We start from the raw sequence: 23,776 nt of genomic DNA, 5'->3' as shown, positions 1-23,776 counted from the left end.
CGGTGCACCGGCTGCGACCCCTACCCGTCACCGCGCTCCGACCACCACCGAGGCCAGCGCGGCCGACAGCCGCGTGGGGTCGTGGCGCGGTGAGCCGTCGAGCTCGGCGACCGGAGCCAGGACGAGCTCGGCGCCGCACTCGCGCACTGCAGACAGGAGACCACAACGGTCAACCACCGATTCCGCATCCGCGATCACCGTGTGCAGCGCCACACCGCCCAGGTGCCCCTGGAGCACCCGGAGGTGCTCCTCCGGTGAGAACCCGTCGGTCTCCCCTGGCTGGGGCTCCAGGTTGAGCACCACGACCACCCGGGCGGGGCTCGCGGCCAGCGCCGCCCGCAGCCGGGGCACCAGCAGGTGGGGCAGCACGGAGGTGTACCAGGAGCCGGGGCCCAGCGACACGACGTCGGCGGTCGCGATGGCGGCCAGCACGTCGGGGTGCACGGGCGGGTCGGCCGGCGAGACCAGGATCTCCCGCACCCGGCCGGGCGTGGACGCGATGGCGACCTGCCCGCGGATCGTGCGGGTGCGGGCCGGGTCGTCGGGGTCGGACGTCTCCACGCGCGCGACGAGGTCGAGCGGGACGTCGGCCATCGGGAGCACCCGGCCGCAGGCGCCCACGAGCTCCCGGGCGGCGTCGAGCGCGCGGACGGTGTCGCCGTCGTGCAGCTCCACCAGGCCGGTGAGGACGAGGTTGCCGACCGGGTGCCCGGCCAGCACGCCGGTACCGCCGAGCCGGTGCTGGAACAGGCGCGCCATCTGCTGCCGGGCGGGGTCGGCACCGGCCAGCGCGGCCAGGGCCATGCGCAGGTCACCGGGCGGCAGCACGGGCATCTCGCGGCGGATCCGCCCGGAGGACCCGCCGTCGTCGGCGACGGTGACGACGGCGGTCAGATCCGAGGTGATCAGGCGCCAGGCGCCCAGGGCCGCGGCGAGTCCGTGGCCGCCACCGAAGGCGACCACCCGGGGAGGCGCGCCCACTACTCGCGGCCCAGGTCGCGGTGGCGGGCGACGGCGTCGATGCCCTCGGCCGACAGCCGGCGGGCGAACTCCTCGGCGATGGCGACGCTGCGGTGCTTGCCGCCCGTGCAGCCGACCGCGAGCGTCAGGTAGCGCTTGCCCTCCCGCCGGTAGCCGGGCACGAGCAGCCGCAGCACGTCGGTGTAGCGGTCGAGGAACGGCCCGGCGTCCTCCTGGCCGAGCACGTAGTCCCGCACGTCCGGGTCCTGCCCGGTGTGCGGGCGCAGCTCGGGCAGCCAGTGCGGGTTGGGCAGGAAGCGCGCGTCGACGACGAGGTCGGCGTCCAGCGGCAGGCCGTACTTGAAGCCGAAGCTGAGCACGGTCGCCGTCAGCGGCGGGGTCCGGCCCTCCCGCGCGAAGGCGTTCTCCAGGGTGGCCCGGAGCTGGTGGACGTTGAGGTCGCTGGTGTCGACCCACAGGTCGGCCTCGCCGGCGATCCCGGTGAGCAGGGCGCGCTCGGCGGAGATGCCGTCGATCAGCCGGCCCGAGCCCTGCAGCGGGTGCTCGCGGCGGTTGGACTCGTACCGGCGCACCAGCACCTCGTCGCGCGCGTGCACGTAGACCACCCGCGGCCGGTGCCCGGCCGCGGCCAGCACCCGGATGGCCTCCTGCAGGTCGCTGGAGAAGGCCCGGCTGCGGACGTCGACGACCGCGGCGAAGCGGCGGACGTCGCCGCGCGCGCCGAGCTCGACCATCGGCAGCAGCAGCGCCGGCGGCAGGTTGTCGACGACGTACCACCCGAGGTCCTCCATCACCCGCCCGGCGGTGTTCTTCCCGGCGCCGGAGAGCCCGGTGACCACCACGACGTCCAGCGGCGGCGTCTCGGTGCTGCTCCCGTCGAGGCCGGCCGGGACGTCGGCCTGCGGACCGGCCTGCCCGTCCCGCGCGGCGCCGTCCGCGGTCGGCGCCGCCGTCGTCGCCCCGGTCCCCTGCTCGGCGCTCACGAGGCGACCCGCCCGACCTCGGCGGTGTCGCCGGCGCCGGGGACGGGCGTGCCCCGCTCGGCCGGTCCGGCCGGCGCGGTCGTCGTCTCCACGACCCGGGGGTCGGCGGACTCCTCGGCGGCGGGCTCGGCGGCGCGCTCGGCAGGCTCGGCGGGCTCGGCGACGGCGGCCAGGACCGCCTCGGCGGTGCGGCGGCCGATCCCCGGTACCGCCGTGAGCTCGTCCACCGAGGCCGCGCGCAGCCGCTTGAGGGACCCGAACTGCTTCATCAGCGCCTTCCGCCGCGTCTCCCCGAGACCGGGGACGTCGTCCAACAGGGAGACCAGCATGCTGACCGACCGCTTCTGCCGGTGGTAGGTGATGGCGAACCGGTGGGCCTCGTCGCGCACCCGCTGCAGCAGGTACAGCGCCTCGGAGGTGCGCGGCAGGATCACCGGGTCGTTCTCGCCGGGCAGCCACACCTCCTCCATCCGCTTGGCCAGCCCGCAGACGGCGACGTCGACGATGCCGAGCTCGTCGAGCGACCGGGCGGCGGCCGCGACCTGGGGCGCGCCGCCGTCGACCACGAGCAGGTTGGGCGGGTAGGCGAACCGGCGCGGCCGTCCCTCCTCCGCGGCGACGCCCTGCTCGTCGATGCGGTCGGCCTCCTCCTTGAGGTGGCGGGCGAACCGACGGCGGACCACCTCGGCCATGGCCGCGGTGTCGTCGGTGCCGTGCTGGACGGAGAAGCGGCGGTAGTCGGACTTCTTCGCCAGGCCGTCCTCGAACACCACCATCGAGGCCACGACGTTCGTCTGCTGCACGTGCGAGACGTCGATGCACTCGATGCGCAGCGGCGCCTCGGGCAGCTCGAGGGCCTCCTGCAGCTCGGAGAGCGCGAGGCTGCGGGCGGTGAGGTCGCTGGAGCGCTTGACCCGGTGCCGGGCGAAGGCCTCCTTGGCGTTGCGCTCGACGGTCTCCAGCAGGCTGCGCTTGTCGCCGCGCTGGGGTACCCGCAGCGACACCCGGGAGCCGCGCAGCTCGGTGAGCAGTTCCTCGTAGACGTCGGCGTCCTCGGGCAGCTCGGGGACCAGCACCTCCTTGGGCACCGCCTCCCCGGCCTCGCCGACCCCGGTCTGCTCGTCGACCCCGCCGTAGACCTGCAGGAGGAACTGCTCCACCAGCTCGCCGGTGGTGACCTCCTCGACCTTGTCGATGATCCAGCCGCGCTGGCCGCGCACCCGCCCGCCGCGGACGTGGAACACCTGGACGGCGGCCTCCAGCTCGTCCTGCGCGAAGGCGACGACGTCGGCGTCGGTGCCGTCCCCGAGGACGACGGCCTGCTTCTCCATGGCCCGCTTGAGCGCACCCAGGTCGTCGCGCAGCCGGGCGGCCTTCTCGTACTCCATCGCCTCGGCGGCCTCGGCCATCTCCCGCTCCAGCCGCTTCACCATGAGGTCGGTGCGGCCGGCCATGAAGTCGCAGAAGTCCTCGACGATCGCGCGGTGCTCCTCGGCGCTGACCCGGCCCACGCAGGGGGCGGCGCACTTGCCGATGTAGCCGAGCAGGCAGGGGCGGCCGATCTGCCCGGCGCGCTTGAACACGCCGGTGGAGCAGGTGCGGGCCGGGAAGACGCGGGTGAGCGTGTCGAGCGTCTCCCGGATCGCCCACGCGTGCGCGTAGGGGCCGAAGTACCGCACGCCCTTCTTCTTCGGGCCGCGCATGACCTGCAGCCGCGGGTACTCCTCGTTGAGCGTCACGGCGAGGCTGGGGTAGCTCTTGTCGTCGCGGTAGCGGACGTTGAACCGCGGGTCGAACTCCTTGATCCAGTTGTACTCGAGCTGGAGGGCCTCGACCTCGGTGCCGACGACGGTCCACTCGACGCTGGCCGCCGTCGTCACCATCTGGCGGGTGCGCGGGTGCAGGCCGGCGACGTCGGCGAAGTAGCTGTTCAGCCGCTGGCGCAGGCTCTTGGCCTTGCCCACGTAGATGACGCGGCCGTTGGGATCGCGGAACCTGTAGACCCCGGGCGACTCGGGGATGGAGCCGACCGCCGGTCGGTACGTGGACGGGTCGGGCACGTGTCCACAGTAGGTCGGAGCCCCGACGGTCCGCCCGCCTCCCGTCCCGGGAACCACACGGGTGTGGTTCCCGGGCTGCCGGTGCGGTCCGGCCGGGCCCGCCACGGACGGGCCCGACCGGGGGTCAGCCGGGGGTCAGGCCGTCGGGGGTGGGGTCATCTGGGCGATGCGGACGGAGTTGCCGAAGGGGTCGCGGAGGCCGAAGTCGATGCCGTAGGGCTGCACGACCGGCTCCTCGGGCAGGTCGACCCCCTTCTCCTCGAGCGCGGCGTGGGTCTTGCGGGCATCGTCGGTGGTGAGGAACAGGTGGCCGCCACCGGCGCCCTTGGTCACCAGGTCGCGCACCGTGTCGGCGATCTCCGGGCTCACCGACGGCGGGGCGGGCCGCTCCAGCAGCACGGCGTGGCCCGGGTCGCTGGGCAGGACGACGGTCAGGAAGCGCATCGGCCCGAACTGCTGGTCGGTCTGGACCTCGAAGCCCAGCTTCCCGACGTAGAAGTCCAGCGCCTGGTCCTGGTCCAGCACGTAGAGGGAGGTGATCGAGATGGAGGTCAACATGCCGACGACGCTAGAGGCGCACGTCGCTGCCGGGCTTCTCCGGAACTGCTGTCTTCCCGCTCGGGCGCAGCCACCGCATGCCGAAGCAGGAGGGTACCGGCGCCAGTGGCCCGCGCCGCCGGTACGCGCTCGGCGGCTCGCCCACGACCTCGGCGAACACCCGGCTGAAGGTGCCGAGGCTGGAGAAGCCGACGGCCGTGCAGACGTCGGTGACCGTGCGGTCGGTGCTGCGCAGCAGGAACATGGCCCGCTCCACCCGGCGGCGCTGCAGGTACCGGTGCGGCGTCTCGCCGAAGGTCTCCTTGAAGGTGCGGATGAAGTGCGCCCCGGAGACGTGGGCGAGCCGGGCCAGGGCGGCGACGTCGAGCGGCTCGGCGTAGCTGCGGTCCATCGCGTCGCGGGCGCGCAGCATCCGCCGGTTGGAGTCCTCGCTGGCCCGGCTCACCGTCTCGTCCCCCACCGCCGCACCGGCCGGATCAGGCCAGGCGGCCCTCGAGCCAGGTGAGCAGGTCGGCGGTCACCTCGTCGCGGTTGGTCTCGTTGAACACCTCGTGGCGGGCGTCGGGGTAGATCCGCTGCTCCACCGGCAGGCCGCGGCCGCGCAGCAGCTCCGCCAGCGCGGTGACCTGGGCGGCGTCCTGGCCGCCGACCGGGTCGCGCTGCCCGGAGAGCAGCAGCACCGGCAGCCCGGCGGGCAGGCCGGCCACGCTCTCGGGGCTCGCCGCGCGGGCGACCAGGGCGAACATCCCGGCGCCGTAGCCGTAGGTGGGCGGGAAGTCATCCCCGCACAGCGGGTCGGCGAGGTAGGCGTCCACCTCGGCCTCGTCGCGGGAGAGCCAGTCGTGCGGCGTGCGGGCCGGCTCGAAGGAGGCGTTGAACCCGCTGAGGGCGTCCATCGGCTGCTCGCCCATCCCGCCGGCGACGGCGGCCTCCAGCTGCGGCACGGCCTCCGCCATGTGCGGGGCGACGCCGATCGGCCCGGAGAGGACGAGGCCGGCCAGCCCCGCGCCGTCCCGCTCTGCGGAGGCCAGCGCGACCGCGGAGCCGAGCGAGTGGCCGAGCAGGACGTACGGGACGCCGGGGTGCTCGGCGGCCAGCCGCTCCCCCAGGTCGCGGACGTCGTCGAGGACGGCGTCGCTGCTGGCGCCCGGCCCGAAGGCTCCGGGGCCGGTCGACTCCGCCGTCAGCCCGTGCCCGCGCTGGTCGAGCGCAGCGACGGCGAGGCCGCGCGCGGTGAGGGCCGCGGCCAGCCGCTCGTAGCGGCCGGCGTGCTCGGAGAGCCCGTGCACCAGCTGGATGGTCCCGCGCACCGCGTCGTCGGGTCGCCAGCGGCGCTCGGCGAGCCGGACGCCGTCGGCGGCGTCGGTCCAGGTGACGGGGGCGGGGCTGGTCATCGGGCGGCCTCCTCGGACGGCGTCGTCGCCCGGTCAGCCTGCCGTCCCCGGGCCGGCCGCGCAGCCCGGGGCGCCGTCGGGGAGGTGACGGTCAGCCCACCGGCCGGGACCGCCGGACCTGGGGCGACCACGTGGCAGCGGCGGCCGCCACACGGCGTCCGAGGCGGACCGCTCGACCGCCCAGCACGAGCGCCGAGAGCATGCCCACACCGCCGGCGAGGACGGCGACGACCCCGGGCACCGCGGTGCTGGTGACGGCGAGCGCCGCCACGGTCACCAGGGCGAGCAGGACGACCGTGGAGCGGACGCCTCCGCCCGGCCTCGGGCCCAGGGGTGAGCCGCAGGTGGACAGGTCGGGGTCGCAGTCGGGCGTGAGCGCGCTCATCGGCGTCTCCTCCATCGGGCACCCGTCACGCCGGGACGACGGCGTGACGTCCGTCACAGCGGACGATACGGGCCGCGCCCGTACCGCTCAAGTGGCGCGGTGCCACCGGTGGAGACCACACCTGGCCGGGCGACAGAGGCGGGACCCGTCCCACTCGTCCCGCGCAGGGGCTGGGGCGGAGTCCTCGCTGCTCCGGCTCACCGCGGCGGCAGGAGGACGTGGGCGACCCCGGCGTCGAGGTCCACCCGACTGCGCGGCGGCCCGCCGCCGCCCTCGACCGGCACGTCCGCGCCCGCGACCGCCGCTGCCGCTTCCCTGGCTGCCGGAACCGGGTGCCCCGCGGCGGCGAACTGGACCACACCGTCCCCTGGCCGGCCGGCGCGACCTCGGCGGCCAACCTCACCGGCTACTGCACCCGCCACCACCGCGGCAAGCACCAGGCGCCGGGCTGGACCCACCACCAGGCACCCGACGGCACCCTCACCGTCACCACATCCACGGGGCTGACAGCGGTCACCACGCCACCGCCCTACTGAGCCGCCCGGAGCCGTCGGACCGAGCGCTCGGGGTCCGGCCGGCACGTTGACCCGCCCCGGGCACGCCGCCACGATGGCGAACGCACCACGGACCTGGCCTGCAGCGATCCCGGACGACCGGAGCCACCATGGGCGAGACAGAGATCATCTCGGTGCCCCACCTCGGCACCTCGACCATCGGCTACCGCTTCGGCCGGCCCTACGACGCCTCGCTGCCGACGCTGGTCATGGTCAACTCCTTCAGCACCTCCACCGACCTCTATCGGCCACAGTTCGCCGACGAGGACCTCGCCGCCACGGCCAACCTGCTGGCCCTCGAGCCCTACGGTCACGGCCGCACGCGCGCCGGCTACGAGCAGTTCACCTACTGGGACTCGGCCATCGCAGACCTGCAGGTCCTCGAGGCGCTCGGCATCCGCGAGGCGTTCGTCCTCGGCACCTCGCAGGGCGGCTGGGTGGCGGCCCGCATGGCCGTGCTGGCGCCCGACACGATCAGGGGCATCGTCCCGCTGGGCACCTCCATGGACACCGAGAGCCCGCGCAGCCGCGAGCTCGGCTGCTGGGACGGCGTCGCCTTCTGCACGCCGGCCATCGACGCGCTCGCCGCGGAGATGGACGACGACTGGGTGATCCCTCTCGAGCTCGTCGACGCGACCCTCGCGGAGGGCTTCGGCGACGACGTCGCGCCCGAGGAACGCGCCTTCTGGCACGAGACGCACCAGCGCAACTACACCGGCGACGCGGGGCGCCGGCGGCTGCGGCTCAGCAGCATCAACCTGCGCGACCGCGACGGCCTGCACGGCCGCCTGGACGCGGTGCGGTGCCCGGTGCTGTGGATGCACGGCACCGAGGACCGTGTCTACTCCGTCGCGAACGCCGAGGAGGAGATCCGGCTGTTCACGCACAGCGCGGACGCGCAGGTGCGCATCGTCGACGGGGGCGCGCACTTCCTCAGCGCCTCGCATGCGGACGAGGTCGACCGGGCCACGGCGGAGTTCATCCGGCGCTGGGCCTGACGCTGCCGGACGGGGACGGGGACGCAGACCGGTCCATCTCCACCCGGCGTCCCGGAGCGGCGACGCGGCCGGCGGCGAGCGGTGGGATGTGGGCGCCCACGCCCGTCCTCCCTCCTCCCTCAGCAGCTGCCACAGCCGGCGGCGGGTGCGGGCGGCCGGGCTCGGGTCGACGTCGCCCGTGGATCGCCAGCCGGGCTGGGCGAGCTGTACCGGACAGGTGATCACGTCCCCGGGCAGCACCAGTCGCTCACCGGCGGAGGCCACCACCCGGGCAGGAGCTGCACCTCCGGGCCCAGCCGGCGTCGACGAGGACCACCCGCCCGCCGGACCGGACCAGACCACGAAGCAGCCGATCGGCAGCCAGGCGGCCCCGTCCCGGTCGAAGACCTCCGCGTGGCGCCGGCCGGGACGTCGTCGCCGAAGCAGCTCGGGCGCGCGACGAAGGTCCCATCCGCGACAGCGTCGACGCGGATGGGACCGGTGCGCACCCGACCGGCGCGTCAGCTGGCGCGCTTGCGGGTGGCCCGCTTCCTCGGCTCGGCCGCCGCGGCCTCGACCGCCGCCGGGTCGAGCAGCGGTACGAGGTAGCGGCCGGTGTGCGACTCGGACACCGACGCGACGAACTCCGGCGGCCCCTCGGCCACGACCATGCCGCCGCGGAACCCGCCCTCGGGGCCCATGTCGATCAACCAGTCGGCGCTCTTGATGACGTCGAGGTTGTGCTCGATGACGATCACCGAGTTGCCCTTGTCGACCAGGCCCTGCAGCACGAGCAGCAGCTTGCGGATGTCCTCGAAGTGCAGGCCGGTGGTCGGCTCGTCCAGGACGTACACGCTGCGGCCGTTGGACCGCTTCTGCAGCTCGCTCGCCAGCTTGACCCGCTGCGCCTCGCCGCCGGACAGCGTCGTGGCCGGCTGGCCGAGCCGCACGTAGCCCAGGCCGACGTCGGTGAGCGTGCGCAGGTACCGCGCGATCGCCGGGATCGCCGCGAAGAAGTCGGCGGCCTCCTCGATCGGCATGTCCAGGACCTCGGCCACCGTCTTGCCCTTGTAGTGCACCTCGAGCGTCTCCCGGTTGAACCGGGCGCCCTTGCACACCTCGCACGGGACGTACACGTCCGGCAGGAAGTTCATCTCGATCTTGATCGTGCCGTCGCCGGAGCACGCCTCGCAGCGGCCGCCCTTGACGTTGAAGGAGAAGCGGCCGGGCTGGTAGCCGCGGATCTTCGCCTCCGACGTCTGGGCGAACAGCTTGCGGATCTGGTCCCACACGCCGGTGTAGGTGGCCGGGTTCGACCGCGGCGTGCGCCCGATCGGCGACTGGTCGACGTGCACGACCTTGTCCAGGTGCTCCAGCCCGGTGACCGTGCGGTGCCGCCCCGGCACCATCCGGGCGCGGTTGAGCTGGTTGGCCAGCACCGTGTAGAGGATGTCGTTGACCAGGCTGGACTTGCCCGACCCGGACACCCCGGTGACGCCGACCAGACAGCCGAGCGGGAAGGTCACGTCTACGCCCTTGAGGTTGTGCTCACGGGCGCCCTTGACCACCAGCTCGCGGCCGGGCTGCGGCTGCCGCCGCACCTTCGGGACGGTGATCTCCATCCGGCCGGACAGGTACTGCCCGGTCAGCGACCGCTCACTGGCCAGCAGGTCGTCGACCGTGCCGCTGACGATCACCTCGCCGCCGTGCTCCCCGGCGCCCGGGCCGATGTCGACCACCCAGTCGGCGGTCTTGATCGTGTCCTCGTCGTGCTCGACGACGATCAGCGTGTTGCCCATGTCGCGGAGCCGGACCAGCGTCTCGATCAGCCGGGTGTTGTCCCGCTGGTGCAGCCCGATCGACGGCTCGTCGAGCACGTAGAGCACGCCGACCAGCCCCGACCCGATCTGCGTGGCCAGGCGGATGCGCTGCGCCTCGCCACCGGCGAGCGTCGCCGCGGGCCGGTCGAGGGACAGGTAGTCCAGGCCGACGTCGACGAGGAAGGACAGCCGGGCCTGGATCTCCTTGAGCACGCGGTCGGCGATGGCCCGCTCGCGCTCCCCCAGCTCCAGCGCGCCGAGCCAGTCGGCGGCCTCCCCGATGGACAGGCCGGTGACCTCGGCGATCGACCGGCTGTTGAGCTTGACCGCGAGGATCTCCGGCTTGAGCCGGGTGCCGTGGCACACGGGACACGGCACGTCGCGCATGTAGCCCTCGTACTTGTCCCGCATGTACTCGCTGTCGGTGTCCTCGTGCCGGCGCTCGAGGAAGGGCAGGACGCCCTCGAACGCCGCGTAGTAGCTGCGCTCGCGGCCGTAGCGGTTCTTGTAGCGGACGTGCACCTGGTCGGGCGAGCCGTGCAGGACGGCCTTCTGCACCTTGGCCGGCAGGTCCTCCCACGGGGTGTCCATGGAGAAGCCGAGCATGTCCGACAGGCCGGACAGCAGCCGCTGGAAGTACTCGTTGCTCATCGACCCGGCCCACGGGGCCACCGCGCCCTCGGCGAGGCTCTTCCCCGGGTCGGGGATGACGAGGTCGGGGTCGACCTCCTTGCGGGTGCCGATGCCGGTGCACTCGGGGCAGGCGCCGAACGGCGAGTTGAACGAGAAGCTGCGCGGCTCGAGGGCCTCGAAGGACAGCCCGTCGTCAACGCAGGCGAGGTGCTCGGAGAAGGTCCGCTCCCGCTGCGGGTCGTCGTCGGGCAGGTCGACGAAGTCGAGGACGACGAGGCCGCCGGCCAGGCCCAGCGCGGTCTCGACCGAGTCGGTGAGGCGGCGCTTGGCGCTCTCCTTGACGGTGAGCCGGTCGACGATCACCTCGATCGTGTGCTTCTCCTGCTTCTTCAGCTTCGGCGGCTCGGTGAGCGGGTGCACCGTGCCGTCGATGCGGACGCGGGAGAAGCCCTGCGTCTGCAGCGAGCTGAACAGGTCGACGTACTCGCCCTTGCGCGCGCGCACCACCGGGGCGAGCACCTGGAACCGGGTGCCCTCCTCCATCGCCAGCACCTGGTCGACGATCTGCTGCGGCGTCTGCCGGGAGATCGGCTTGCCGCAGTTCGGGCAGTGCGGCTGGCCGGCGCGGGCGTAGAGCAGGCGCAGGTAGTCGTAGACCTCGGTGATGGTGCCGACGGTCGAGCGCGGGTTGCGGTTGGTCGACTTCTGGTCGATCGACACCGCCGGCGACAGGCCCTCGATGAAGTCGACGTCGGGCTTGTCCATCTGGCCGAGGAACTGGCGGGCGTAGGCCGACAGCGACTCGACGTAGCGCCGCTGGCCCTCGGCGAAGATCGTGTCGAAGGCCAGGCTCGACTTCCCCGACCCGGACAGCCCGGTGAACACGATCATGGCGTCGCGGGGCAGGTCGAGGTGGACGTCCTTGAGGTTGTGCTCACGGGCGCCGCGGACGACGAGACGGTCCAATGTGATCCCTGTCGGTCAGCCGGGCCGGCCGGTCTCACCGGGGCCCTGCGGTGGAGATGTCGAGATGTCGATACGGACAACGTCGTCACCGCCCGGGTGCAATCCGTGACGACGGCGACGTTGCGCCTGCTGGGTGGTGCGCTCAGACGGGAGCCGGGGACGGCGCTCCGGTGGGGTCGAAGACCGGCGCGTGGCGGCGCCAGGGCTGCCGCCGTTCCAGCTCCCCAGCCAGCCAGAGTAGCCGCGTCTCGCTGCCCGGGGGGCCGACCAGCTGGACGGCCAGCGGGGTCCCCTCGGCCCGGGTGCCGACCGGCAGCACGAGTGCCGGGACCCCGGCCAGATTCCAGGCCGGCGCCCAGGCAGCCCAGCGGCCGGCGGCGCCCGCGTTGACCAGGAACCCGCGCTCGTGCCACGGCCGCACGGGCAGCGGCGGCCCGTTCGTGACGGGCGACAGCAGCACGTCCAGGTCGGAGTCGGCGAAGAAGACCGCCGTCCGCTCGCGGAACCGCTCGGCGGTCGCGGGCCGCACCAGACCGGCCCGGCGGGCGAGCCGGCCCAGCCGCGCGTGGGCACGACTGCGCGGCAGCAGGGCCGACCGGTCGACGCCGAGGGCGGCGGCGTCGTCCTCCGCACCTGCGAACCACCGGACGAGCCCCCCGAATGCGGCACCGGGCGGGATCACCGGGTCGCGCTCGACCACGACGTGCCCCGCGCCGCGCAGCAGCCGAGCCGTCCGCTCGACCGCGCCGCGGGTGGGGCCGTCGGGCCGCACCCCGGGCACGGGCGAGCGCCGGGCGACGGCGATCCGCAGCGGCCGGCCGGGGTCCGCGGGTGGGGCCGGGGTCTCCCCTGCCAGGACGGCGGTGCCCAGGACGACGTCGGCGACGGTCGTGGCGAGCACGCCGTTGACCACCATGCCCGACCAGTCGTCGGCGCCGACCCCGGCGGGCAGCACCCCGCGGCCGGGCTTGAGCGTGACCAGCCCACAGGCGGCGGCCGGCAGCCGCAGCGAGCCCAGCCCGTCGTTGCCCTGGGCCAGGGGCACGACACCGGCCGCGACCGCGGCGGCGCTGCCGCCCGAGCTCCCGCCCGGCGACAGGGCGGTGTCCCAGGGGTTGCGCGTGACCGTGCCCGGACCGTCCGTCGTGGGCCAGAGGCCGAGCTCGGGCATCCGGGTGATCCCGACGACGACCGCGCCGGCGGCACGCAGCCGCGCGACGACCGGGTGGTCGGCCGCGGCCCGCTGCACGCCCACGACCGCGCCGCCGTCGGTGGCGGTCTCGCCGGCGACGGCGACGTTGTCCTTCACCGCGATCGGGACCCCGGCCAGCGGCAGCGACGCCCGGTCGGGGTGCGCGTCGACCGCCGCCGCCTCGGCGAGCGCGGCCTGCGCGCGGACCACCCGGAACGCGCCGATCCGCGGCTCGACGTCGGCGAGGTGGATCAGGTGCGCCCGCACCACCTCGACGGCGGAGAGCTCGCCGGACCGGACCCGGGCGGCGATCCCGGTGGCCGGCAGACCGACGACCCGGGCGCCGCCCGGACCTCCGCTAGCGTCCATGCGGCGACCGTAACCACGGGCGCCGACAGATCTCGAACGGAGGCCCGATGAGCTACACCGGCGACGTCGAGGTGGGCGGTCCGGCGGACGTGCGGGAGCTGCCGGGGCTGACCATCAGCAAGGTCGCGGTCAGCGAGATGGCCAACAACGCCTATCTGCTGCGGTGCACCGCGACCGGGCAGGCGCTGCTGGTCGACGCCGCCGCCGAGCCGGACACGCTGCGCGCGTTCGTCGGCGACGCCGACCTGCGCACCGTCGTCACCACGCACGGGCACTGGGACCACCACCGCGCGCTGCCCGACGTCGTCGCCGCCACGGGCGCGCGGACCGTCGCGCACGCCGCCGACGCCGGCGACCTGCCCGTGCCGGTCGACCGCACCGTGGCGCACGGCGACACCGTCGAGGTCGGGGAGCAGGTGCTCGAGGTGGTGCACCTGCGCGGGCACACGCCGGGCAGCATCGCGCTCGTCTGGCGCGGGTCGGGCACGCACGTGTTCACCGGGGACAGCCTCTTCCCCGGCGGCGTCGGGAAGACTCGGTCGCCGGAGGCCTTCGCCAGCCTCGTCGACGACGTCGAGCAGCGGCTGTTCGACGCGCTGCCGGACGACACCTGGGTCTACCCGGGGCACGGCAAGGACACGACGCTGGGCGCCGAGCGCCCGTCGCTGCCGGAGTGGCGCGCCCGCGGCTGGTAGGCGGAAGCCGGCCCACGACGGTCAGCTCGCCGCGCCCTGCACGCAGGGGTACTCGCGCAGCTCGAGAAACCGGCCGTCCCGGAGGCGGTAGAACGGCCATCGGGATCCGTAGCCCGCGACCGCCGTCACGGTGGGCGGGCCTCCAGACGCACTCCGCAGCCACCCGTCAGCCACCGCGACGACGTCACGAGGGTGTACCGGCGCTCGCTCAGCAGCGCCACGACCCTCTCCACGGCAGCGGTGAGCTCTGCGCGGACACCCGTCCGTCCCTCGGGATGAAAGGACCCCGAGTGCGGCGCAGCACGGTGGTGAACTGGGACCGTCCGCGGCCTGGCCGCCGGTGAGGACCGTCACCAGGGGCTTGCGCCGGGTTTCAAGGGCCAGGTGCGCGTTCGTCAACCGGCCGCCGCGGATCCCTCCACCGGAGACCTCACCTACTGCACACAGTACCGACACGCCGACTCGCCCGGCCGGCGAGTTCTCGGAGGTTGCCTGGTCCGTAGGCGAGCATGAGAGGAGACGGAGCCGACCTCGACGACCATGAACCAGTGCTCTCGTACTCCGTAGTGCTTGTGTGATGAGCCACAAGTGAGTCCGAGTCCCGAATCTCCCGATCACAGGCCCGTGAGATGCCCTGCCGCCATCTCTCACCGCGGCCACCTCCGCGAGCCGGTCCGCCCTGCGCGTCTCACCGACCACATCAGCGCCCGCATCCACGGAAGGGAACGGTCAAGTTCCATGTCCGCGATGACCCGCCGCCGTTTCCTCACCGGCGCCGCGGCAGCGGTCGCCGCGCTCGCGGTCGGTACCAGCACCCGCGTCGCCCGGGCGACCCACACGGGCGTGACCGTCAGCACCACGACCCGCGCGTCCCGGATCGGGGTCTCCATCGGTGCCGCCGATCTCATGTACCGCGGCGCCGCGTGGCGTGATGCGCGTCTGGACGAGGCCGTCCACCTGGGCGCGAACTGGTTGCGCACCGACGCCAACTGGGCGTGGATCGAGGGCACTCGCGGCACCTGGTCGTGGGCCGAGCTGGACGGCCTGGTCGATGCCTGCGCTGCCCGCCACCTCCGTCCGCTCTTGGTCCTGGGCACCCTCCCGACCTGGGCGCGACCCGCGGAGACGCCAGAGACCCACGGGCCCACCACCCAGAACCAGCGCGACGGGTTCGCCGCGTTCTGCAACCGTGTGGCCACCCGCTACCGGGGTCGGGTCGTGCACTACGAGGTGTGGAACGAACCCAACCTCCCCCAGTTCTGGTCGAGTCCCAGCACCGACAGCTACGCCAAGTTGCTCAAGGCGGCGTATCCGAGGATCAAGGCGGGTGATCCCGGCGCTCGGGTGCTGGCCGGAGGTGTTGGTTGGGGGTCCACCATCGACACCGTCACCTGGTACCGCGACCTGTACGCCCGGGGCTGCAAGCCGTACTTCGACATCGCCAACACACACCCCTATCAGGACCCGTATTGGTCAAGGCAGGGCGCCTGGGACTCCGGAGAGCTGTACTACGCGGCTCACATCCGGGACGTGATGAACCAGAACGGGGACAGCGCCACACCGTTGTGGGGATCCGAGTTCGGCGCCCCCTCATCGGGGGACAACTCCCTGACCGAGGACCAGCACGCCCGGTCGCTCGTCGGCGGTCGCGACCTGTGGTTCGGAAGAGAGCCGAACAGCGTGCTGTTTCTGTACACCATGCGCGACCGCACCTTCTACGGCGGCGCCGAGCGGGAGGATCACTTCGGGCTCACCCGCGCCGACGGCACCCCGAAACCGTTCCACGACCAGATGCGGAATTGGATTCTCGCCTGACCGACCGCCTTCGGAACACACGGGTGACGCAACGGCGGCTCGGGTACGGGCCATGGACCAGCTCAGTGGGATCCCACGGGAGCCAACGGCGGTTGCCCGGCGGGTTGCGCTGGTCGGGACGATCGAACGAGTCCGGGTTGTGCGGCTGCCCGCCGACGAGGATGTCGGGTCGGCAGATCCGCCGCGGAGAGATGAGCTGCACCGACTCGACCACGGTCACCCGGCGGCGCCGCTACGCCGGTCGCAGACTGGCCGATCACGCGACCACGCGCGGCCGGGCAGGCCGCCCTTCCCGGGTCTCGGGGGTACGAATGCAGCGACCGCAAAAGCTGTGGTGCTCTCCGTGAGTGATCGTGAGCGTCGACCTCGTCCGCGTCAGGGCTGGAGGAGCGTCGCCATCGAGCATTGGCCTGTCAACGCAGTAGGGAGTGGCCGTCGTCAGCCGCCCTGGCGTCGGACGACCTGTCCCACCGTCTTGACGATGATCTTCATGTCGAGCCAGGGAGACCAGTTCTCGATGTAGTAGTTGTCGAACCGCGCCCGCTCCTCGATGGAGGTGTCGCCCCGCAGACCGTGCGCCTGCGACCAGCCGGTCAGCCCGGCCGGGACCCGGTGGCGGGCGGTGTATCGGGGGATGTAGTCGGAGAACTGCTCGACGAAGTGCGGACGCTCCGGGCGGGGGCCGACCAGGCTCATGTCGCCTCGGAGGATGTTCCACAGCTGGGGCAGCTCGTCGAGCGAGCTGGCGCGGATGAACCGGCCGACGGGACCCAACCGGTCGTCGTGCTTGATGTTCCAGTTGGTCTGGGACTCGGCCTCGTCCACCGGCTTGAGCGACCTGAACTTCAGCACCTCGAACGGACGACCGTCGATGCCCACCCGGTGCTGCCGGAAGAGGATGTTCGGTCCGCCCTCCCACCGGACGGCCAGGGCGACCACTGCGAGCACCGGCGACAGGGCCAGGAGCGCCAGCCCCGACACCACCACGTCGACGAGTCGCTTCACCTTCCACCAGGGGCTGCGGAAGACGGCACGCCGTACGCGGACGAGGGGGATCCCCCACACCTCGTCGGTGTAGCGGTTGGCGTTGTGCAGCTCGAAGAGCCGCGGGACCAGGAACACCTCGACGTCGAGCCGGTCGCAGGTGCGCAGGATGTCGACGAGCTCGTCCTCGTCCGCCCCGCCGAAGGCCACAATGACGTCGCGGATCTCGTGCCGGCGGATGACCTGTCCCAGCTCCTCGTACCGGCCCAGCACGGGGGCGGGCAGCAGCGGAGGATCGTCGGCCGGCGGGTCGGAGTCGACGAACCCGACCGGGTCGAGTCCGTACGTCCTCCGCTCCTTCAGCGTGTTGGCGAGGCGGACGCCCACCGCCCCTGCGCCGACGATCAGCGTGCGGTGCCGGACCTTGCCGCGGCACCGGGCCCTGCGGACCACCGTGTACGCGATCCACCGCACCATGAGCACGGCCACCAGCAGCACCAGCGCGTGGAGCACCTGCCGCGGTGGTGGGTCGACGTGCGGCAGCAGGGCGATGAACGCCAGCTTGAGCGCGAAGCCGACCACGGAGGCCCCGAGGATGTAGGGCAGGTCGTCGAGCAGCGAGAGGTTCAGCCGTGACCGGTAGAGCCCGACGACGTAGAAGACCAGCACGTAGACCAGCAGGACGATCACGTGGATCGGGTTGGCCGGTGCAGTGATGGCCGTGGCCACCACGAAAGCGATCACGTCGCCCAGCAGGAGGTAGGGACGGACGCCGCCACGCAACCACCAGGGTTCCGGATTGCGCCAGGGCTGTTCGAGTTCCAGCCGCCGGGCGGCCGGTCTCGGCGGCGGACCGGTGTCGGGCCGCGCCCTCTCCTCGGGATGCGCCGTCACTGGGTCGTTGACTTGGCTCAACAGCCCCACGTCGCGTGCGGGGTTCTCCCCCGTGTGTTCAGCCACTGCCTCTCCTCGGCAGACCGGCCCGGCGCCTGTGTGCGCTCTTGCACGCCGGTCGCGCCCGGGACGTCAGTGCCCGTCGATCGTACGGTTCCTGGCGGACGGTCGCACACCGTGCGGACGACCCTGCGGGCGGTCGTCAGGGCTCGTCCCCGGTCACGGTCGTCGCGACCGGTGCACGCCGAGAGTCACGGGTGGTCACGAAGCGGATGGCGAGCACGACGGCGAGCACCAGGGCGCCGGCACCGGTCCCCCATGCACCGGCCGCCGCGCCGGGGTCGGCGATGAGCAGCGCGGCGGTCACGCCCACGGACGTCGCCGCTGCCGCCAGGGCACCGGCGCAGAGCCACCGCTCCTGACTCTCGGCCAGGAGGGCGAACCACAGCAGGTAGCCGAGCAGGATGAGCGGTGTGGTCGCCGCCAGCACCCGCACGGCCGGGACGGCGGACTCCCACTGGCTGCCGAAGACGAGCGTGGTGACGGGGTCGGCGAGGAGCACACCCAGGACGGCGAGCGGGATGCAGAGCCCCAGGACCGCGACCAGGTAGCGCCGGACGTGGGCGCGGGCCGCTCCAGGCGCGTCCGCCGCGAGGGCCGCGATCCCCGGGAACAGGCCGATGCCGAGCGTGTGCGCGAGCGTGACGGCGGCGTCCAGCAAGCGCGTCGCCACGACGTAGTCGGCCAGGGCGCGTGTGGAGGCCATGCTGCTCACCAGGAGGGTCCCCTGGCGCCAGAGCAGCACCAGGGCGGTCCCCGCCACCGCGAGCCACGCGCTGCGCCGCAGCAGGGATCCGAAGGTGAGCCCGGCATCCGTCCCAGCGCCGGGGCGCAGCCAGAGGGCCGCGATCGCGAGGACGGCGAGCTCCTTGCCCGCGACGATCCACAACAGGGGGACGATCCCCGCGCCGGCCAGGACGGCCAGGGAACCGGCCGTGACGAGGAGCAGCGCGCTGATCCCCTGCAGGGCGCCCTCGAGGACGACCTTGCCGTCGCCCCGCAGCACCTCGGCCCAGAGGTTGAACATCGAGTTGGCGACCACGAAGACCGAGCACGGGACGAGCACGGAGGCGTCCACGTCCGCCGGACCGGCCAGGACGGCCACCAGACAGGTCAAGACCACGGCCACGACCGTCGACAGCGCCTGGGGGCCGAGCGCCGAGCGCAGCGCTGCGGGAGCCGTGGCGACCCTCGCCGCGACGTCCCTCCCGGCGAGGCTGGCCACCCCGAGGTCGGTGAGGCTGGCCATCAGCGTCACGGTGCCGAGCAGGAAGCCGTACAGCGCGACGGTGACCGGATCGGCCACCCGGGCCAGCACGACCACCAGGATCACGCCGACGAGGCGCCCGAAGATCCGCGAGATCAGCGCCGCGGCGACCCCGACGCGCACGAGCCTGCCCCGGGACAGGACCTCGTCGGGCTCGAGTGCTGTCACGTGCGCGCCTCCTTCGACGGCAGCCGTACCCGGTCCTGGCCGACGGTGAGGGCGGCACCGGTCGCGAGGCCGAGCAGGTAGAAGGTCATGAAGCCGGTGGGGTAGCTCCCCAGCGTGGTCCTCGAGATCCAGTCGACGACCGACACCGCGAGCACGGCCAGGCCCAGCCACGCGGCGCCGTCGTCCCGCCGCGCCGGCTCGCTCAGCCAGCCGGCGTACGCGACCACGACGGCCAGCAGGGCGACCACCCCCACGAGACCCACGTCGGACAGGACCTGCGCCCAGGACGAGTCGAGGAAGGACGGATCGCCGGCGAAGAGCGCGGCGCTCTCCCGGTTCGGGTCGTAGGCCGGCGCCGCGGAGACGAGCCCGGCCTCGGCCCGCGTCGATCCGGCGCCCAGCGCTCCCACCCCGTTGCCCCGCACGAGGGAGGAGATCCCCTGGTAGGCGACCCCCCACGCGTCGAAGCGCCCGTTGAGGGTGAACAGCAGCGGTCGGACCGGTCCTCCCGGGACGGTGGCGGAGACGAGGTAGACCCCGGCCGCGAGGACGGCCCCGGCCGCGGCCCCGACGACGCCGACCGCGGCCGCGCGGGTCTTCCCCTGGCGCAGCAGCACCACGATCGCGAGGACGGCGAGCTGGAGGACGGCGGTGCGGACCTGGGTGGCACCGAGGACGGCGGCGACCGAGATCCAGAGGACGACCGCCTGACGTCGGGACGCGACGGTGAGGGCCAGGCAGGCCCCGAGGACGGCGAACGCGGCGAGGGAGAAGGACTCCTCGAAGGACCCGGGGCTGCGCAGGGTGCCGCCCGAGCTGAGCCGCACCTGGGAGCCGAAGGCGTAGCCCCACTGGTAGACCAGCGCGTCTGGGCCGACCGCCTGCTGGATCCACGCCAGGACCGCCTCGGCTGCCAGGAACGCAGTCATCGCGTGGACGAGGTGCCGCAGCGCGGCTTCCGGCCGAGGCGTCACCAGCCCGGTGAACAGCAGGAGCAGGGGCTCGAGGAGCAGACGGGTGCCGAACACCCAGCCGCCACCGTGGTCCCCCCCGAGGTCGAGCAGGTACAGGCCGACGAGAACGGTCAGGGGGAAACCAACGGAGAGCGGCGGCAGCCGGGCCGCCAAGGAGGTGCGCCCCTGGAGGACCGCGAGCACGGTCACGCCCAGGAGCAGGACGACGAGGGCGTCCTTGGCGACACCGAAGGAGTCCGAGATCCGGAGGCGCAGTTCCGCCGTCGTCCCGAAGAGGAAGACGACCCCCCAGGGCGCCAGCCAGGGACGGCGCACCAGGAGCCAGGACGCGGCGAGCGCGATCCCCAGCCCGAGGACGACGAGCATCAGCCGCCGCCCGGAGCACGTGCCGCGGCGGTGCCGGACCTGCCGCGCACGGTCATCCCATCACGAGGACGGCGTCCGGCGGGCGCTCCCACTGCCGGCTGAGTCGTTGCACGGTCCGGACCTCGCGCAGCGGCGCCCCCCGCTCCACCGCCAGCACGATCGCGGTGGCCTCCCGCAGGGCCGGTGCCACGACGGTCGTCGTCGGGTCGGCCGTGACCCGCACCCGGTTCTCGGCGGGCCCGACGTCCACGAGGGTGCCGCCGTCCGTCACCGGGACGTGCTCGTCAGCCGGGCGGTGTGCGGGGATGGTGTCCCGGAGCACCGCTGCCACCTCCTGTGCAGCAGCCACCGAGGCCGCGCCGGCGGGCACGACCACCACCCGGTGCCCGATCCCGGGTCCGCCCAGCCGCTGCAGGTCCTCGACGAGACGCTCGGACCCGGGTACGACCTGTCCGGCACGGATCACGCCGGCGGGGAGCCCGAACATCTCGCCGGCGTCCCGTGCGGAGGAGACGCGAGACGGCCGGGCGGAACGCACGGCGAGGAACGCGGCGGCGAGGAGGAGGCCCAGGACCCCGCCCGTCGCCGCGTCGCGGGGCACCGCCGGTCCGGTCTGGCTGGGCGGGGTGGTGCTCAGGACCCGGACCGGGTCCGCGGTGCGGGCGAGGACCTCCGCCCGGGCGCGGAGGTCCTCGGCGGCTCCTCCGTCGGAGCCCGCCGTGGGGTCCGCAGCAGCGGCGGCCGCGGCCGCGTTGGCCGCGTCGACCGCCTGCTGCCGCGTGACCTCGGCGAAGGAGCTGACGACGGCGTCGAGTCGGGCGGCGGTGTCCTCGGCCTCGGACCCCGTGACGGAGACCGTGATGACGCCGGAGCCGGGGCTCGGCGTCACGGTGACCACCTCCTGGAGGTCCGTCCAGCCCTCACTGGTGCCCAGCCGGCTCACCGCCGGGGCGAGGACGGCCTCGGACGCGGCTAGCGCTGCAGCGTCGGCAAGCTCCCGGTCGGCCGATGCGGGGTTGGCCCCGGGGAAGACCACCGGGTCCTGGGAGGGCGGGGTGTACACCACCGTCGACTGCGCCTCCCACTGCGGGCCGCCGGACAGGCTCACGGCGACGCCCGCAGCAGCACCCAGTACGGCCGCGAACAGCGGTAGCCCGAGGAGCCGCCACAGCCGGGCCACGCCCCCACGCTCGTCGAGCGCGTGTCGGCCCCCGGGGTTGCGGGAGTACCCGAGACCGCCGGACGTCACGTCCGCCGCCCGGGCGGGACCGACCAGGCGTCGTAGAGCTCGTTGACCTCGGACACCCACCGGTCGAACGGGAACGCCTCGACCAGACGGCGTCGACCGCCGGTGCCCAGCTCGGAGGCGCGTGAGGGCGACGCGAGGACCTCGACCAGCGCCCGGCCGAGCGCCCGCGGCGCCCGAGGCGGCACCAGGAGCCCGGTCACGCCGTGGTCCACCATCTCCGCGAGACCGCCGGTGGCCGTGGCCACCACCGGGACACCGCCGGCCATGGCCTCGAGCACCGCGTACGGGAAGCACTCGATGTTGTAGGACGCGAGCACGAAGACGTCGGCACCGGCTGCGAGGAGCGGGGCGTCCACCCGGGCTCCGAGGAAGTGCACCCGGTCGAGTCCGGCTCCCCGCGCGAGACCCTCCAGCTCGGCGCGCTCGGGACCGTCGCCGATGACGACGAGGGACGCCTCGGGCACGTGACGTGCGACGTCACGCCACGCCTCCAGGAGGTCGCGGTGGCCCTTGTCCGCGCGCAGGGCGCCCACCACGACGGCCACCGGGCCCGGGGGCTCCGCGGGCAGAGCCGCCCGCAGGGCCGCTCGCCCGTCCCCGGGCGTGGTCGCCGGGAGGCTGTTCTGCACGACCTCCATCTTCCCCGTGGGGAGCTCGAGCTGGTCTCGCAGGTAGGTCACCTGCGTATAGCAGACGGCGGCATAGCCGTTGACCAACCCGCCGAGCGCCTTCTCGAGGGCCCGCTCCCGGGCTCCTCGGTGCCCGACGTGCCCGTAGGTGTGCTTCCACACGACGTAGGGCACCCGTCCACCGGCCATCGCGCGGTGCTGGAGGAGCGCCATGCGCACGGGCAGGTCCGCAGCGAAGTGCTGCGCGCTGACCACGGCCGGCCGGTGACGGTGGAGGTGCCCTCGTATCGCGGCCGCCGTCCGCAGCACCCCGCCGGCCCCGACGGGCTCGGGGACCAGGTCCACCGGGATGCCGGAGCTCCTCAGCTCGTCGCCGTAGGGGCCGTCGCGGAAGGTCACCACGCGCGAACGCCAGCGCCGCGGGTCCAGGTGCTGCGCCAGCAGCACGACGTGCCGCTCGGCTCCCCCCAACTGGAGCGCGGGCAGGACGAACACAGCGGTACGGGGGTTCGACTCGGTCATGCACCGTTCCCGATCGGTCGGTAGGCCCGCGACGCCGTCCCGATGCCACCGCCGGCCCCGAACCCGGACGTCACGGAAACACGATCCCCAGACGCGGTCGCCGCCGCAAACGCGGGGACACGGCCGGGGGAGCGCCAGGATCGACAAAAGCCGTTCGTGGACCCGTGGTCATGGTCCTGCGTCGCCGGATGGTCCTGGCGCCCCAGCGCGCTGCTCCGCGAGTCGGTCGTTGGCGGTGCGCAGGGCGCCCAGAGCCGGTTTGGGGCTGCCATCCAGCCGCACCAGCCCGAAGTTGTTCTCATAGGCGTTCCAGTCATCCCGATCCCGGATGGTGAACACGAACGCGTGCGTCACGTACGGGTACTGCTCCTGCACCATCGCGATCGCCCGGCCCAGGTAGTCGGCCTGGGTCGCCTCATCCACCCCGGCATACCAGCCCTCCCCCGCCCCCGTGCTCCACCCGAACTCGGTGAACCACACCGGCGTGTCGGCATCCCCGGCCGCGACCATCACCTCCCGCAACCGCGCCACGTTCGCGATCCGGTACGGATGCTCAGCCGCCGGCGCCTCCGGCGGCTCGGCCACCGGCCCCTGATACGGATGCACCCCCACCGCGTCCAACCACTGCCCACCCCCGGCCGCGTACAGCCCCGCGATCCAGTCGCTGGCCACTCCACTGGTCCCCCCCGAGACCACCACCGCACCCGGATCCCCCGCCCGCACCCCGGCGAACCCCGCCCGCAACACCGGCACATAGGCACCCGGATCGACCTGCCCACACCCGGTCCCGGCCGAACAATCCGGCTCGTTCCAGATCTCCCACGCCGCCACCCGCCCCGCGTACCGCCCCGCCAGCCACGCCGCCACCTGCTGGAACTGCCCCACCTGCTCCGGCGCCGGCAACACCGTCAAACTCTCCGACCCGCTCAACCACCCGGGCGTACAGCCCAACGTGGCCAACACCTGCAACCCCCGCGCCCGCGCCGCCGCCACCGTCGCGTCCAACCGCTCCAGATACCACGACGACACCACCCCCGGCCCGCCCTCCTCCAACGAGCACCAGCCCACCCCCACCCGCACCCACCCCGACCCCGACCCGGCCACCCGATCCAGCATCGCGTCGTTCACCGGCCAGTCCCGCCACAACGAGAAGACCTCCACCCCCGTCTCCAACACCCGCCCCGGCGCCTCCTCGGGGGTCTCCGCGCCGTCGCCCGGGCGGAGGACGAGGACGCCGGCGAGGACGACCGCGGCAGCTGCGATGAGGACGCGGCGAGCCCG

Annotated in this window: 19 protein-coding genes; 4 read left to right on the top strand and 15 right to left on the bottom strand. The window is 73.6% G+C overall.

All coding sequences use genetic code 11. From position 1 onward, the window contains the following. Positions 1-27 precede the first annotated feature (27 nt). From ACWIZO_RS17405 to ACWIZO_RS17375, 7 genes are all read right to left on the bottom strand, one after another. A complete protein-coding gene (locus tag ACWIZO_RS17405; protein WP_448638902.1) occupies positions 28-981 on the bottom strand; it encodes a gluconeogenesis factor YvcK family protein in 954 nt (317 codons plus the stop codon). After that, positions 981-1,964: an RNase adapter RapZ gene (rapZ, locus tag ACWIZO_RS17400; protein WP_448638901.1), complete on the bottom strand. Its 984-nt coding sequence runs from the start codon at positions 1,962-1,964 to the stop codon at positions 981-983. The genes ACWIZO_RS17405 and rapZ overlap by 1 nt, the downstream gene beginning before the upstream one ends. Then, complete coding sequence (uvrC, locus tag ACWIZO_RS17395; protein WP_448638900.1) at positions 1,961-4,024, bottom strand: excinuclease ABC subunit UvrC; 2,064 nt, start codon at positions 4,022-4,024, stop codon at positions 1,961-1,963. Before uvrC ends, rapZ begins: the two co-directional genes overlap by 4 nt. A 135-nt stretch (positions 4,025-4,159) precedes the next feature. Then, positions 4,160-4,582 carry a VOC family protein gene (locus tag ACWIZO_RS17390; protein WP_448638899.1) on the bottom strand — a complete coding sequence of 141 codons (423 nt, stop codon included), beginning with the start codon at positions 4,580-4,582 and terminating at the stop codon, positions 4,160-4,162. Between the two features lie 10 nt (positions 4,583-4,592). Beyond that, entirely contained in the window at positions 4,593-5,027 is a 435-nt protein-coding gene (locus tag ACWIZO_RS17385; RefSeq protein ID WP_448638898.1) for a helix-turn-helix domain-containing protein, read from the bottom strand. A 31-nt stretch (positions 5,028-5,058) separates the two neighbouring features. Beyond that, on the bottom strand, positions 5,059-5,976 hold the full coding sequence (locus ACWIZO_RS17380; RefSeq protein WP_448638897.1) for an alpha/beta fold hydrolase: 918 nt from the start codon (positions 5,974-5,976) through the stop codon (positions 5,059-5,061). Positions 5,977-6,067: 91 nt separating this feature from the next. Then, positions 6,068-6,361, bottom strand: coding sequence for a hypothetical protein (locus tag ACWIZO_RS17375; protein WP_448638896.1), 294 nt, complete (start codon positions 6,359-6,361; stop codon positions 6,068-6,070). A gap of 218 nt (positions 6,362-6,579) precedes the next feature. Here ACWIZO_RS17375 and ACWIZO_RS17370 point away from each other — a divergent pair, with 218 nt between their 5' ends. Both ACWIZO_RS17370 and ACWIZO_RS17365 read left to right on the top strand, forming a co-directional pair. Next, positions 6,580-6,897: an HNH endonuclease signature motif containing protein gene (locus ACWIZO_RS17370; protein WP_448638895.1), complete on the top strand. Its 318-nt coding sequence runs from the start codon at positions 6,580-6,582 to the stop codon at positions 6,895-6,897. Between the two features lie 128 nt (positions 6,898-7,025). Continuing rightward, positions 7,026-7,913 carry an alpha/beta fold hydrolase gene (locus ACWIZO_RS17365; RefSeq protein ID WP_448638894.1) on the top strand — a complete coding sequence of 296 codons (888 nt, stop codon included), beginning with the start codon at positions 7,026-7,028 and terminating at the stop codon, positions 7,911-7,913. A gap of 500 nt (positions 7,914-8,413) precedes the next feature. On the opposite strand, the gene uvrA is transcribed toward ACWIZO_RS17365, so the two are convergent. After that, positions 8,414-11,311, bottom strand: a complete 2,898-nt coding sequence (gene uvrA / locus ACWIZO_RS17360; protein ID WP_448638893.1) for an excinuclease ABC subunit UvrA — start codon at positions 11,309-11,311, stop codon at positions 8,414-8,416. A 142-nt stretch (positions 11,312-11,453) separates the two neighbouring features. Beyond that, positions 11,454-12,872 (bottom strand): amidase, encoded by a 1,419-nt coding sequence (locus tag ACWIZO_RS17355; RefSeq protein ID WP_448638892.1) that lies wholly within the window; start codon positions 12,870-12,872, stop codon positions 11,454-11,456. A gap of 47 nt (positions 12,873-12,919) precedes the next feature. On the opposite strand from ACWIZO_RS17355, the gene ACWIZO_RS17350 reads away from it, so the two are divergent. Then, the gene (locus tag ACWIZO_RS17350) at positions 12,920-13,567 is read left to right on the top strand and encodes an MBL fold metallo-hydrolase (protein ID WP_448638891.1); all 648 of its coding nucleotides are present in this window, start codon (positions 12,920-12,922) and stop codon (positions 13,565-13,567) included. Between the two features lie 738 nt (positions 13,568-14,305). Next, positions 14,306-15,382, top strand: coding sequence for a cellulase family glycosylhydrolase (locus ACWIZO_RS17345; protein ID WP_448638890.1), 1,077 nt, complete (start codon positions 14,306-14,308; stop codon positions 15,380-15,382). 438 nt (positions 15,383-15,820) lie between these two features. On the opposite strand, the gene ACWIZO_RS17340 is transcribed toward ACWIZO_RS17345, so the two are convergent. The 6 genes from ACWIZO_RS17340 to ACWIZO_RS17315 form a co-directional block, all read right to left on the bottom strand. Beyond that, positions 15,821-17,110, bottom strand: coding sequence for a sugar transferase (locus tag ACWIZO_RS17340; RefSeq protein WP_448638889.1), 1,290 nt, complete (start codon positions 17,108-17,110; stop codon positions 15,821-15,823). 352 nt (positions 17,111-17,462) lie between these two features. Beyond that, positions 17,463-18,755 (bottom strand): oligosaccharide flippase family protein, encoded by a 1,293-nt coding sequence (locus tag ACWIZO_RS17335; protein WP_448638888.1) that lies wholly within the window; start codon positions 18,753-18,755, stop codon positions 17,463-17,465. Further along, a complete protein-coding gene (locus ACWIZO_RS17330; protein ID WP_448638887.1) occupies positions 18,752-20,095 on the bottom strand; it encodes a hypothetical protein in 1,344 nt (447 codons plus the stop codon). Before ACWIZO_RS17330 ends, ACWIZO_RS17335 begins: the two co-directional genes overlap by 4 nt. A gap of 52 nt (positions 20,096-20,147) precedes the next feature. Continuing rightward, complete coding sequence (locus ACWIZO_RS17325; RefSeq protein ID WP_448638886.1) at positions 20,148-21,344, bottom strand: hypothetical protein; 1,197 nt, start codon at positions 21,342-21,344, stop codon at positions 20,148-20,150. Further along, positions 21,341-22,495 carry a glycosyltransferase family 4 protein gene (locus ACWIZO_RS17320; protein WP_448638885.1) on the bottom strand — a complete coding sequence of 385 codons (1,155 nt, stop codon included), beginning with the start codon at positions 22,493-22,495 and terminating at the stop codon, positions 21,341-21,343. Before ACWIZO_RS17320 ends, ACWIZO_RS17325 begins: the two co-directional genes overlap by 4 nt. A gap of 168 nt (positions 22,496-22,663) precedes the next feature. Continuing rightward, positions 22,664-23,656 (bottom strand): cellulase family glycosylhydrolase, encoded by a 993-nt coding sequence (locus ACWIZO_RS17315; RefSeq protein WP_448638884.1) that lies wholly within the window; start codon positions 23,654-23,656, stop codon positions 22,664-22,666. Positions 23,657-23,776: the final 120 nt, after the last annotated feature.

The sequence above is a fragment of the Geodermatophilus sp. URMC 63 genome, assembly GCF_053502565.1.
Note: the sequence above shows the minus strand (reverse complement) of the source record. Positions and strands in the feature narration are given on the sequence as shown.